This window comes from Hwangdonia lutea (assembly GCF_032814565.1).
Lineage (GTDB): Bacteria > Bacteroidota > Bacteroidia > Flavobacteriales > Flavobacteriaceae > Hwangdonia > Hwangdonia lutea.
In genome coordinates this window covers 2,149,405-2,162,490 of sequence record NZ_CP136521.1, presented here as the reverse complement: position 1 = coordinate 2,162,490, position 13,086 = coordinate 2,149,405, and the positions used below count along the sequence as shown (strand labels likewise).

10 protein-coding genes are annotated in these 13,086 nt (G+C 37.9%); 5 read left to right on the top strand and 5 right to left on the bottom strand.

All coding sequences use genetic code 11. The features are described 5' to 3' along the window. The first annotated feature begins 21 nt into the window (after positions 1–21). Positions 22–2,283, top strand: coding sequence for a DUF7133 domain-containing protein (locus tag RNZ46_RS09355; protein ID WP_316981946.1), 2,262 nt, complete (start codon positions 22–24; stop codon positions 2,281–2,283). 18 nt (positions 2,284–2,301) lie between these two features. On the opposite strand, the gene ilvA is transcribed toward RNZ46_RS09355, so the two are convergent. From ilvA to ilvD, 5 genes are all read right to left on the bottom strand, one after another. Next, on the bottom strand, positions 2,302–3,567 hold the full coding sequence (ilvA, locus tag RNZ46_RS09350) for a threonine ammonia-lyase IlvA (RefSeq protein ID WP_316981945.1): 1,266 nt from the start codon (positions 3,565–3,567) through the stop codon (positions 2,302–2,304). Between the two features lie 60 nt (positions 3,568–3,627). Further along, entirely contained in the window at positions 3,628–5,103 is a 1,476-nt protein-coding gene (ilvC, locus tag RNZ46_RS09345; RefSeq protein ID WP_316981944.1) for a ketol-acid reductoisomerase, read from the bottom strand. 18 nt (positions 5,104–5,121) lie between these two features. After that, positions 5,122–5,655: an acetolactate synthase small subunit gene (gene ilvN, locus RNZ46_RS09340; RefSeq protein ID WP_316981943.1), complete on the bottom strand. Its 534-nt coding sequence runs from the start codon at positions 5,653–5,655 to the stop codon at positions 5,122–5,124. Between the two features lie 122 nt (positions 5,656–5,777). Further along, on the bottom strand, positions 5,778–7,511 hold the full coding sequence (gene ilvB, locus RNZ46_RS09335) for a biosynthetic-type acetolactate synthase large subunit (RefSeq protein ID WP_316981942.1): 1,734 nt from the start codon (positions 7,509–7,511) through the stop codon (positions 5,778–5,780). 50 nt (positions 7,512–7,561) lie between these two features. Next, positions 7,562–9,247 carry a dihydroxy-acid dehydratase gene (gene ilvD / locus RNZ46_RS09330; RefSeq protein WP_316981941.1) on the bottom strand — a complete coding sequence of 562 codons (1,686 nt, stop codon included), beginning with the start codon at positions 9,245–9,247 and terminating at the stop codon, positions 7,562–7,564. A 743-nt stretch (positions 9,248–9,990) separates the two neighbouring features. Here ilvD and metK point away from each other — a divergent pair. The 4 genes from metK to RNZ46_RS09310 all read left to right on the top strand — a co-directional run bounded on the left by metK (position 9,991) and on the right by RNZ46_RS09310 (position 13,086). Next, the gene (gene metK, locus RNZ46_RS09325) at positions 9,991–11,244 is read left to right on the top strand and encodes a methionine adenosyltransferase (protein ID WP_316981940.1); all 1,254 of its coding nucleotides are present in this window, start codon (positions 9,991–9,993) and stop codon (positions 11,242–11,244) included. A 221-nt stretch (positions 11,245–11,465) separates the two neighbouring features. Next, positions 11,466–11,747 (top strand): type II toxin-antitoxin system RelE/ParE family toxin, encoded by a 282-nt coding sequence (locus RNZ46_RS09320; protein WP_316981939.1) that lies wholly within the window; start codon positions 11,466–11,468, stop codon positions 11,745–11,747. Between the two features lie 11 nt (positions 11,748–11,758). Then, positions 11,759–12,061 carry a HigA family addiction module antitoxin gene (locus tag RNZ46_RS09315; RefSeq protein ID WP_316981938.1) on the top strand — a complete coding sequence of 101 codons (303 nt, stop codon included), beginning with the start codon at positions 11,759–11,761 and terminating at the stop codon, positions 12,059–12,061. A gap of 218 nt (positions 12,062–12,279) precedes the next feature. Next, entirely contained in the window at positions 12,280–13,086 is an 807-nt protein-coding gene (locus RNZ46_RS09310) for a DUF5995 family protein (RefSeq protein ID WP_316981937.1), read from the top strand.

Below are 13,086 nucleotides of genomic sequence, written 5' to 3'. Positions count from 1 at the left end.
CAAATAAAAATCTTTTAATTTTTGAGAAATAAAAAACCGCTTTCAAGAATCTTAACAACTTTAGCACTGGCGATAATTGCAACAGGATGCAACACCGTTTCGTATGATGAGCCTTTAATTTCACTAGACAATTACCATATTGAATCCGGTTTTAATTTAGATGTTGTAGCCTCAGAACCTTTTATTGAAGCTCCCGTAGCCATGGATTTTGACAACAAAGGCAGAATGTGGGTGGTTGAAATGAAAGGCTATATGCAGAATTTAGAAGATAGTGGCGCCGACATGCCCAACGGCACTATTTCGATTTTAGAAGATTTAGACCACGATGGCATCACCGATCACTCAAAGGTGTTTATTGACGGGCTCATACTTCCAAGGGCAATCGCCCATGTGTATGGCGGTTTATTGTATGCCGAACCTCCAAATTTGTATTTTGTAAATATTGAAGACGACATGCCTGTAAACAAGGTTTTAGTGGATTCTTTATACGCCGACGGCGGAAATGTTGAGCATCAACCCAATGGATTAATGATGCATATTGATAATTGGATTTATAATGCCAAATCGAATTTTCGCTATCAAATGAAAAATGGGAAGTGGATTAAAGAACCCACATCGTTTCGAGGGCAATGGGGCATAACCAAAGATAATTTTGGAAGGCTGTACTACAACAATAACTCCACCCAATTAATTGGCGATTATGTTTTGCCAAATACAGTTATTAAAAACCCTTATTACAAACCAACTGCAACGCTAAACAAAACCCTAACCCCAGACCAGCGTGTATATCCTCTACATGCAACTTCTGTGAACCGAGGTTATCAAAAAGGTGTTTTAGATAAAGATAGTATTCTGGTTAATGTTACCTCGGCCTGCGGGCCATTGGTTTATCGAGGTGGTCAATTCCCGGAAAGCTATACTGAAAATGCCTTTGTGTGTGCTCCTGAGGCTAATTTGGTTAAACGCCATGTTTTAAGCTTTTCTTACAACAAAATGACCGCTAAACAAGCCATTCCAGAGAAAGAATTTATTGCATCTACAGATGAAGGATTTCGTCCCGTAAATCTGTTCAACGGACCCGATGGAAACATGTATATCGTAGATATGCACCGCGGAATCATACAGGACAAAGCTTTTTTAACCCCGTATTTACAAAAGCATTATGCCGATAAAAAGCTTGATACCATTATAGGCATGGGCCGCATATTAAAAGTAAGCCATGAAAATAGCACTTTCCAAGAAACCGTTAAAATTGAAGATTTAAAAACTAAAGCATTAGTAGATTTACTTAAAAGCCCCAATGGTTGGCTAAGAGACCGCGCACAACAATTACTTGTTTTTAAAAAAGACAAATCTACAATACCTCTTTTAAAGGAGATAATTGCTGATGAAGCGAATCCCATAGCCCAAATACATGCCATGCATGCTTTAAATGGGATGCAAGCTCTTGATTATAATGTACTGGAAAACATACTATATTCAGACAGCAGAAGCAACGTTATAAGTCACGCTTTAACATTGATAGAGCAATTTGCTTCCGCAGACCACTTGAATTCAACTGAAAAAATAATAAGCCATTTGCTTCAAAAAAACGATACGGAAATCGATTTGTATATAGCCAACACTTTAGGAGCATGGATACCGTTTTCAACCGAAACATTTTTTCCTTTGATTTTGGAATTATCACAAAAGCACGAAGCCGAAAAAGCGTATCAAGAGGGCATCATAAATAGTTTAAGAGGTGTTGAGGAGGACTTTTTGGTTTATCTAAATACCATTAAAAAAGATACTTCCGACACCATTTTATCTGAGTTATTAGCTCAAACATTAAACAATAAAAGCAAAGATTTAAAGCATGCTATTTTTACTGAAACAACCGTGGGTACCGATGCTCGTACTGCTGGATACAAACTGTATAAAAAAACATGTGCGGCGTGCCATGGAATAAATGGTGACGGTGTTGATGGGCTTGCACCGCCCTTAAAAAATTCAGAATACGTATCAGGATCGACCGAAAGGCTAGCCTTAATTATTTTGCATGGTTTGTCGGGGCCAATCCATGTTAACGGCAAGTTGTACGATTTAAATACAACCATGCCTGGTTTGGCTGGAAACCCAGAATTCACCGATAAAGATCTACAAGATATTATTAGTTACTTGAACAATGCTTTTTCCAGAACGTCCAAAAACATTAGTATTGAAAAAATAAAATCATTACGAGAAACAAAACCAAAGGATGGTGGCACTTTTAGCGAAAAGGAATTACTCGAATTAAAATATTGATTAATTGTAAAGGAACAGTTACACCAAAAACTGAAACAAATCGGGTTTGTTATTTAAGTAATCACCATAAAAATTTTGCGCTTTCATTTTAGTGATTAAAGGCTCTAAATCTGATGACGATTTTAACTCAATCCCAACCACGGCCGACCCGTTTTCACGATTGGTTTTTTTAGCATATTGAAAATAGGTGATGTCGTCGTTTTCGCCCAAAATATCAACTACAAATTCTTTTAGCGCCCCAGCACGCTGCGGAAATTTAATAATAAAATAATGCTTTAAATTGGCATAAAGCAAAGCACGTTCTTTAATTTCTGAAGTTCTTGTAATATCGTTATTGCTTCCACTTACCACACAAACTACATGCTTTCCTTTAATTTCTTCGGCATAAAAATCCAACGCCGATATACTTAAAGCACCCGCAGGCTCCACTACAATAGCGTCTCGGTTGTACAAATCTAAAATAGTCTGACAAACTTTACCTTCGGGAATGCTAATCATAGCATCGAGATTCTGCTTACATATTGGGAATGTTAAATCGCCAACACGTTTAACCGCAGCACCGTCAATAAATTTTTCAATACTTTTTAAAGTCGTGTTTTTATTGTTTTTTATTGAAACCGACATCGATGGCGCTCCTTCAGGCTCGACACCAATTATTTTGGTTTTTGGAGACAGTTGCTTAAAAACCGTCGATAAACCTGCAGCTAATCCGCCGCCGCCAACGGCTATAAACACATAATCGATAGGCGCTGTAGCTTGTTCTAAAATTTCAAGAGCTATTGTGGCCTGTCCTTCAATAACTTTTTTATCATTAAAAGGATGAATAAATGTTTTGTGCAATTGGTCGCATTCGGCAATAGCTAATTGATTTGCATCGTCAAAGGTATCTCCTTCCAAAACAATAGAAACATAGGGACCACCAAACATTTTTACCTGTTCTACTTTTTGTTTTGGCGTTGGTGCAGGCATAAAAATAGTGCCCTTAATTTTTAATAGTTTACAAGATAGCGCAACGCCCTGAGCATGATTTCCGGCGCTGGCACATACCACACCTTTTTCGGCTTCCGCTTTAGACAAAGCACTTATTTTATTATAAGCTCCTCTAATTTTATACGATCGGACTTGTTGTAAATCTTCGCGTTTAAAATAAACTTGGGCATTGTGCGTATCGGAATATCTAAAACTAAGGCTTAAAGGCGTAACTGCCGATACGTTTTTTATGGTATCGGCAGCTTGCTTTATATCACTAAGATTAGGAAAATATGTGGTTTTCTCCTTATTCATTAAATGTGTTTTAAAAATACCTACAAGGTTTTTTGAAATCTTGAGGGATAAATTTTCATATTAAACTATGGGCTTCATAGCCGTCATTGAGGCTCTTAAAAACTCACCTACTTTTTCAACAGGGTGATTTCTTAAAGCCGCATTAACTTCAATTAATCGGGCATTGTCAACACCTTCGCCATTATCGGCAGCATAGGTTTTGCCAATAACATCGGTATCGATTTTCTTCATAAAATCTGCTAATAAAGGCTTACAAGCATGATCGAACAAATAACAACCGTACTCTGCAGTATCAGATATTACACTATTCATTTCATATAATTTCTTTCTTGCAATAGTGTTTGCTATAAGCGGCGTTTCGTGCAGCGACTCGTAGTAAGCAGAAGCATCGATAATTCCAGACTCTGTCATAGCCTCAAAAGCCAATTCAACGCCAGCCCTTACCATAGCCACCATTAACACACCATTATCATAGTATTCTTGCTCTGAAATCTCAACATCACTCGCCGGTGTTTTTTCAAAAGCGGTTTCAGCAGTTTCAGCTCGCCATCCTAATAAATCTTTATCATCGTTAGCCCAATCAGCCATCATACCTGCAGAGAAACGACCTTCAATAATATCGTCCATGTGTTTTTGGAACAACGGACGCATAATATCTTTTAACTCTTCTGATAATTCAAAAGCCTTAATTTTTGCTGGATTTGAAAGTCGGTCCATCATATTGGTAATACCACCATACTTAAGACCTTCGGTAATGGTTTCCCAACCGTATTGGATGAGTTTTGAAGCATAACCAGCATCAATACCTTTTTCAATCATTTTATCAAAACAAAGGATTGAACCGGTTTGTAACAAACCACATAAAATGGTTTGCTCACCCATTAAATCAGACTTAACCTCAGCAATAAAAGACGATGCCAATACACCTGCTCTATCGCCTCCCGTTGCCACGGCGTAAGCTTTTGCCTGTGCCCAACCTTTTCCTTCCGGATCGTTTTCTTCGTGTACCGCAATTAAAGTTGGTACGCCAAATCCTCTTTTATATTCTTCTCTCACCTCGGTACCTGGGCATTTTGGTGCCACCATAATTACGGTAAGGTCTTCACGGATTTCCATGCCTTCTTCAACAATATTAAAACCGTGAGAATACGATAATGTCGCCCCTTGTTTCATTAATGGCATTACCGTGTTTACCACATTGGTATGCTGCTTATCTGGGGTTAAGTTTAGCACCAAATCTGCAGTTGGAATTAACTCTTGATAAGTACCCACTGTAAAGCCGTTTTCTGAGGCATTTACAAAGGAGGCACGTTTTTCTGCAATGGCAGCATCGCGTAAGGCATACGAAATATCCAATCCGGAATCCCGCATGTTTAAACCTTGGTTTAAGCCTTGAGCACCACAGCCTACAATTACTATTTTCTTGCCTTTTAACGCATTTACACCATCTTCAAACTCTGAAGAATCCATAAATCTACATTTTGCCAATTGGCTTAATTTGTCTCTTAATGAAAGGGTGTTAAAATAATTTCCCATTTTTAATTTTATTGTTAATTATTGGTTATTGAATGCTTTAAGCATTTCAGTTATTTTCATTTCTTCTTTTGTAACAGCAATGCGGCCAGAACGCACAAATTGCATAATACCAAACGCGTTTAATTCGCGCCGTAACAGCTCAATTTCTTGACGTCTTCCAGATTTTTCAAGTACAAAAAAGGCTTTGTTTACCGTTACGATTCTGGCGTTGCTTTCTTTAATTATATTTTGAATTTGAGGTTCTTCAAACAATAGATCAGACTTTATTTTAAACATACCGGATTCTTGATAAATCGTTTCCTCTTCGGTATGAAAATAAGCGCGAATAACTTCGATTTGCTTTTGAAATTGCCCGATTATTTTTTTTGCTTGTTCTTCGGTGATGTTCACTACGATTACAAACCGGTTTACGCCCTCGATTTCTGATTGCGATGTGGTTAAACTTTCAATATTGATATGCCTGCGCTGAAAAATGGCAGATATACGATTTAAAAGTCCGATAGTATTTTCAGTATAAATTGAAAATGTGAATGTTTTTATATCTTCGTTCATGTTTTTTAAGATAATAGAAATTAGATGCTAGAAAATAGACTGATTCAACAATGCAACAAGTTTATTTTCATTCATTAAACATCTTTCTTCTTTGTTCTATTTTTTTATTTTTTATTCTTCATTTAACTTAAACGGATGTCTGAAACCGATGCCCCCGAAGGAATCATAGGAAACACATTGTCTTCTTTTTCTACGCAAACCTCTAAGAAGTAAGACTCTTTTGAAGCCATCATTTCTTTTACAGCTTCGGCCAACTCTTCCCGTTTAACCACTTTTCTGGCTTTAATATAATATCCCTCGGCAATGGCTACGAAATTTGGATTTATCATTTCGGTTGAGGCGTATCGTTTATCAAAAAACAACTGTTGCCACTGGCGTACCATGCCTAGAAATTCGTTGTTTAAAACCACGATTTTAACAGCGGCTTTTTGTTGGAAAATAGTCCCCAATTCTTGAATATTCATTTGATAGCCACCATCGCCAATAATAGCGACTACCTCGCGCTCTGGCGCAGCCATTTTAGCACCTATAGCAGCAGGTAAAGCAAAGCCCATAGTACCCAAACCTCCTGAGGTAATGTTGCTTTTGGTTTTGTTGAATTCTGAATAGCGACAAGCAATCATTTGGTGCTGCCCCACATCTGATACAATGGCAGCATTACCTTCGCTTTGTATATTTATTTCTTTTAAAACTTCGCCCATTGTTAAACCTTCTTTGGTTGGGTGAAGATCGTCCTTTATCACTTTTTCGTATTCAACAGCATATAAATCTTTAAATTTTTGATGCCACGCCTCATGCGAATTTTCATTTAACAGCGGTAACAATTGCGCTAAACTGTCTTTAGAATTACCCAAAACAGGCACGTCTGCAAATACGTTTTTATTAATTTCGGCGGGATCGATTTCAAAATGAATCACTTTAGCTTGTTTGGCATAGGTATCTAAACTCCCCGTTACACGATCGTCAAAACGCATCCCGATAGCGATTAACACATCGCACTCATTGGTTAACTTATTTGGCGCATAATTACCATGCATTCCAACCATACCAATATTTAAGGGATGTGACGTTGGCAACGCCGAAGCGCCCATAATGGTCCACGCTGCAGGAATACCTGCTTTTTCAACAACGGCTTTAAGTTCGGCTTCAGCTTTACCCAAAATAACGCCTTGCCCCCAAACAATCATGGGTTTTTTAGCGGCATTAATTAATTCGGCAGCCGCTTTAACGGACTCTAAATTCGTTTTAGGTACAGGAATATAACTGCGTACGCCCGTACATTTTTTATATTTAAAATCCAGTTCCCCAAATTGGGCATCTTTCGTAATATCAACTAAAACGGGCCCTGGTCTTCCGCTTCTGGCAATATAAAATGCCCGGGCTAAAACCTCGGGAATATCTGAGGCTTTAGTGACTTGACAGTTCCATTTCGTAACGGGCGTAGAAATACCCACAATATCGGTTTCTTGAAAGGCATCGCTACCTAATAAGTGCGACGGTACTTGACCTGTAATACAAACCAGCGGCGTGGAGTCTATTTGTGCATCGGCAATGCCCGTAATTAAATTTGTTGCTCCTGGTCCAGAAGTGGCCATGGCTACGCCCACACGTCCGGAAATTCTAGCAAACCCTTGAGCGGCGTGTGCTGCACCTTGCTCGTGGCGCGTTAACACGTGATGGATTTCATCTCTGTACTTAAACAGTTCGTCATAAACTGGCATAATAGCACCACCGGGATATCCGTAAAGAATATCAACACCTTCAGCTATTAAACTTCTAACTATGGCCTCACAACCGGTTATGCGCTCGCTTGGTTGCTCTAGATAATTTGCTTTTGTCATGGTTTTAGTTTCCATAAATTTCAATTAATGAGATTTCCGCTTTCGCGGAAATAAAAATGTTTTATTTAAAACGCGTCGGTTACACAGCCTTGAGATGCCGATGCTACAGTTTTAGCGTATTTATATAATATTCCTTTTTTATGTTTCAATTCGGGTGCTACCCATTTCGATTTTCTTTCAGCTATTTCTTCTTCTGATAACAATACATTAATGGAGTTGTCTTCGGCACTAATTCTAATTTTATCGCCCGTTTTAATCAACCCGATGGTGCCGCCTGATTGTGCTTCGGGGGTAATATGCCCAACCACAAAGCCGTGTGTTCCGCCAGAAAAACGTCCGTCGGTAATTAAAGCGACAGACTTTCCTAAACCAGCTCCCATAATCAATGAGGTTGGTTTTAACATTTCTGGCATCCCCGGACCTCCTTTGGGGCCGACGTAACGAATAACGACAACATCGCCTTTTTCAACTTCGCCATTTGAAATTCCAGTGTTTGCAGCCTGTTCGCCATCGTAAACCACCGCTTTTCCTTCAAACAACAAACCTTCATTTCCACTAATTTTTGCAACAGCGCCTTCGGTGGCCAAATTGCCATAAAGGATTTGCAGGTTACCTGAAGACTTTAAAGCTTTGTCTTTTGGATAAATAACATCTTGGTCGTCTTCAAAAGTAAGTGGTTCCACATCGGCTAAATTTTCAGCAAGGGTTTTGCCCGTAACGGTTAAACAATCGCCGTGTAAATAGCCGTTATCCAATAGATATTTCATTACTGCTGGAGTGCCACCAATACCGTGAACATCTTCCATTAAATATTTTCCGGATGGTTTTAAATCTGCAATTAGCGGTGTTTTATCGCTTACGCGCTGAAAATCTTCTAAAGTAAACTCAATATCCGCAGCGTGCGCAATAGCTAAAAAGTGCAGTACCGCATTGGTTGAACCACCTAAAGCGTTAACAAGTGCAACAGCGTTTTCAATAGATTTTTTGGAAATGATATCCAATGGTTTTAAATCTAATTCCAATAGGTTTTTAATGGCTCTCGCCGTTCTTTCACTTTCCGATAATTTATTTGGATTTTCAGCCGGAATAGATGAGTTATAAGGCAGCGAAAAGCCCATACATTCAATAGCCGAAGCCATGGTATTTGCGGTGTACATCCCGCCACAGGCACCTGCGCCCGGAATGGCTCTTTTAATAATATCCCTGTATTCTTCTTCACCTATTTCGCCAGCCACTTTTTGTCCCAAAGCCTCAAAAGCCGAAACGATGTTTAGTTTTCTTCCTTTGTAACTTCCAGAAGCGATTGTACCGCCATACATCATTATCGATGGGCGATTTAAACGCAGCATCGCAATAACGGCTCCGGGCATATTTTTATCGCAACCCACCACAGAAACCAACGCATCGTAACTTTGTGCATTCATTACCGTTTCAATAGAATCTGCAATAATATCCCTGGACGCTAACGAATAATTCATCCCCGAAGTCCCCATTGAAATACCATCACTCACACCAATGGTGTTAAAGACCAAACCAACCATATTGGCTATTTTGCTTTCAATTTTAACCTCGGCAGCTAAATTGTTTAAGTGCATGTTGCACGGGTTACCATCGTACCCCGTACTTGCAATCCCCACTTGGGCTTTTTGCATATCTTCATCAGATAAACCCACGGCATACAACATGGCTTGTGATGCTGGTTGAGATTCATCCTGTGTTAATCTCCTACTATGTTTATTAAGTTTATTCATATTTTTTGCAAAATTTTTTGCTTTACTTTATTTTCAATATAAATCTTCTTGCGATTTAAGATTTTGTTTAAAAATTCAACAAAATTCCTAAAATGGCTACGAAATTAAATTATTACAATTTTAAATCTGTTTTTTGCTGTATTTTTAGGTTAAATCCACGTTGCTTAAAATTAGTTTAAATATTTGATTTTCAGCGATGTAACCTCGTTTTTTTATGATGTCCAATGTTTGTTTTTTTTTCGGTGAAAAATTTCGTGTTTTTTCGGATTAAATTATTCGCAATTTTAAGGGCGGTTTTTCATTAATTTCACATAGAAAAACCTAACTCATGCCAATAAAAAAAGCCTTCCGATTTGGGAAGGCTTTTAAAATTATTTTAAGTTTTAATATACCATTCCCTAGCGTTGTGAAATAATCACAATGATAATAATTGAAACGATATTTAAAATTTGCTTTTTCATTTGTTGCTACAAATATTGTAAATAATATTTACATGACAATTCTTTTTCTTAAAAAAAGAAAAATGGGCTCGCATATTCTTTTATTTTTTTACTTTTGCCATCACAAATAACAGAGGAAAGATTTGACTGATTGCAACCTCTTTGTGTTGACCAAGTTTTACAAATAATAAGTAAAAAATCCTGAATTAATTTTAGGCAAATGGGTTAGGCACAAGTAAAAATGCTAAAGGCAGTGTAAACTTCCTTCGACGCTATCGTCAAATCTGTAATAAAATTTAAAATATGGCTTATTTATTTACTTCGGAAAGTGTTTCTGAAGGACACCCGGATAAGGTAGCAGACCAAATTAGTGATGCTTTAATTGACAACTTTATAGCGTTTGATAAAGACTCGAAAGTAGCTTGCGAAACCCTAGTAACCACGGGGCAAGTTGTTTTAGCTGGCGAGGTAAAATCGTCCACCTATTTAGATGTTCAAAAAATAGCGAGAGAGACCATCAATAAAATTGGATATACCAAAGGCGAGTATATGTTTGATGGCAATTCGTGTGGTGTTTTATCGGCAATTCACGAGCAATCTGATGATATAAACCGTGGTGTTGAAAGAGCGAAAAAAGAAGAGCAAGGTGCCGGCGACCAAGGTATGATGTTTGGTTATGCCACGCGCGAAACTGAAAACTTTATGCCATTGGCTTTAGATTTATCGCACCGAATTTTAAAAGAACTTGCTGAACTGCGCAGAGAAAATAAAGACATTACGTATTTAAGACCCGATTCCAAAAGTCAGGTTACCATCGAGTACAGCGATGATAATATCCCACAACGCATTGATGCCATTGTTGTATCGACGCAGCACGACGATTTTGATGAAGATGAAGCGATGCTTGCCAAAATAAGAAAGGATATTGTTGAGATTTTAATACCACGGGTTATTGCCAAATTACCAGAGCAAATACAAGGGTTGTTTAACGATGCGATTACCTATCATATAAACCCAACCGGGAAATTTGTTATTGGCGGTCCACATGGCGATACAGGATTAACCGGTCGTAAAATAGTTGTTGATACTTATGGCGGTAAAGGCGCTCACGGTGGCGGTGCATTTTCTGGAAAAGACCCAAGTAAGGTTGATAGAAGTGCCGCTTATGCCACACGCCACATTGCTAAAAACTTGGTTGCCGCAGGCGTTGCCGATGAAATTTTGGTACAGGTAAGCTACGCTATTGGCGTGGTTGAGCCAATGGGTGTTTTTATTGACACGTTTGGAACGTGCCCTTTTAATATGACTGATGGCGAAATTGCAGAAAAGGTATCTAAACTTTTTGATTTACGCCCATTTGCCATTGAAGAACGCTTAAAATTACGCGCGCCCATGTACAGCGAAACAGCGGCTTACGGACACATGGGACGCAAAAACGAAACCGTTACCAAAACCTTCACCCAACCAAATGGCGAAACCATAACCTTGGACGTTGAGTTATTTACTTGGGAAAAACTGGATTATGTTGATAAAGTAAAAGATGCTTTTGGTTTGTAATTCCAAACACGCCTTATAATATTTTAAAAAAGCCTTGTAATGTATTTTACGAGGCTTTTTTGGTTGCGCTGAACTAGACTTCGTAAAAAATTTCAGCTATATTCGTTTATCGGCGGATATAAACAATATTCCAGACAGTTTATATCCTAAAGCCATAAGGCAACATTTGCACAAATCAAACTTTTTGCTTACTTTTGACGTTAGTAACGCGAAACAAAAGCATGATTATATCCTTTGGCTCGAAAGAAACCGAAAAGATTTGGGACGGAATCCGAGTCAAAAAAATGCCGATTGAAATTCAGAACGTTGGACGTCGAAAATTGAGAATGCTGAATAACTCGCAAGACATTGCCGATTTACGAATTCCGCCTTCAAACCGACTTGAAAAACTGACTGGAAATTTAAACGGATTTTATAGTATCCGAATAAACAAACAATGGCGAATAATATTTCAATGGGACAAAGGAAACGCAAGTGAAGTGGAAATAATCGACTATCATTAAAAAACAAAGAAATGGAAAAGCTGAATAACATACATCCTGGCGAAATTCTACTCTATGAATTTCTAGAGCCTTTAAAAATAAGTGCATATAGACTTGCAAAGGATTTGAAAATACCACAAACAAGAATTTCAGAAATCGTAAAAGGAAATCGAAGGATAACAGCTGATACGGCTTTGCGATTGAGTAAATATTTTGGAAATTCTGCTAAATTCTGGCTCGGACTTCAAGACGATTTTGACATTGAAGAGGAAAAAAAGTCAAAACAATCGGAACTGAACGAAATAAAACATTACGAAAATAAAAACGTTGCCTAACGTGTATAACTCATTGCGACTGAATTCCTAATCAGAATTCATTGCAATTCACTATCTTTCGGTCACGGCGGAAAATCATAGCTGATTTTCCGCAACGAGCTATGCACAAAACCGATAAATGAACCTCTCTTTTCACGTTAGCAATTTCAACGGTATTCTTTGTTATAAGAAAACAGAATTAACCATCCATTTTACCACTTTATGAAAAAAAATGTAAATTGAGCAAAGGCTATAACAACATCTCAAATAAAATGGTTGCCAACACAATTGACGAAGTCATAGATATTTTAGGAGACATCATTGAAAGCTCCAAAAAAGACGAAAGCACCATAGGGTATTTTGCAGCATTATACCAAAAAGTAACCATTAGCGTAAAGGATAAACTGCACACCAATTATTTTGATGATGACGAAAGAATGGAACGGTTGGATGTTTTGTTTGCCAATAGGTATTTGCTGGCGTATTATAATTACAAACAAGGCAAGTCCATTACAAAGTCTTGGGGCATGGCGTTTCAGTCTTCAAATAATAACGGTTTAATTGTACTTCAACATTTACTGTTGGGTATGAATGCGCATATAAACTTAGATTTGGGCATTGCTGCTTCTGAAATATCGGACCGCTCATCAATGGATACATTGCATTCAGATTTTAACAAAATTAATGAGATATTGGGTGCTTTGGTAGATGAAATACAAAATGATTTATCTAAAATTTGGCCCACTTTAATTAAGATTTTAAAATTAGCAAACAAGGTTGATGATTTTTTTATAAACTTTAGCATGAGCATCGCCCGAGATGGCGCCTGGAAATTTGCCAACGAGTTGGTTGTTGAAAAAGAAAAAAACAGTAAAGCCCATTTGATTACTTTAAGAGACGATAAAATATCGAAGTTTGCAACATCCATAACGGTTCATAAAATAATGGTGCGCATTATATTTTTTATAGTCAGGATTGGAGAACGCGGAAAACCATCGGATAAAATAAAAGCGTTGGAACGAGTGATTAAAAACCAAACGAAATGA

What these genes read in the sequence shown, in the direction of transcription:
- ilvA (WP_316981945.1), bottom strand. Translation starts at nt 3,567, where the DNA reads ATGAATAAGGAGAAAACCACATATTTTCCTAATCTTAGTGATATAAAG.
- ilvC (WP_316981944.1), bottom strand. Translation starts at nt 5,103, where the DNA reads ATGGGAAATTATTTTAACACCCTTTCATTAAGAGACAAATTAAGCCAA.
- ilvN (WP_316981943.1), bottom strand. Translation starts at nt 5,655, where the DNA reads ATGAACGAAGATATAAAAACATTCACATTTTCAATTTATACTGAAAAT.
- ilvB (WP_316981942.1), bottom strand. Translation starts at nt 7,511, where the DNA reads ATGGAAACTAAAACCATGACAAAAGCAAATTATCTAGAGCAACCAAGC.
- ilvD (WP_316981941.1), bottom strand. Translation starts at nt 9,247, where the DNA reads ATGAATAAACTTAATAAACATAGTAGGAGATTAACACAGGATGAATCT.
- metK (WP_316981940.1), top strand. Translation starts at nt 9,991, where the DNA reads ATGGCTTATTTATTTACTTCGGAAAGTGTTTCTGAAGGACACCCGGAT.
- RNZ46_RS09320 (WP_316981939.1), top strand. Translation starts at nt 11,466, where the DNA reads ATGATTATATCCTTTGGCTCGAAAGAAACCGAAAAGATTTGGGACGGA.
- RNZ46_RS09315 (WP_316981938.1), top strand. Translation starts at nt 11,759, where the DNA reads ATGGAAAAGCTGAATAACATACATCCTGGCGAAATTCTACTCTATGAA.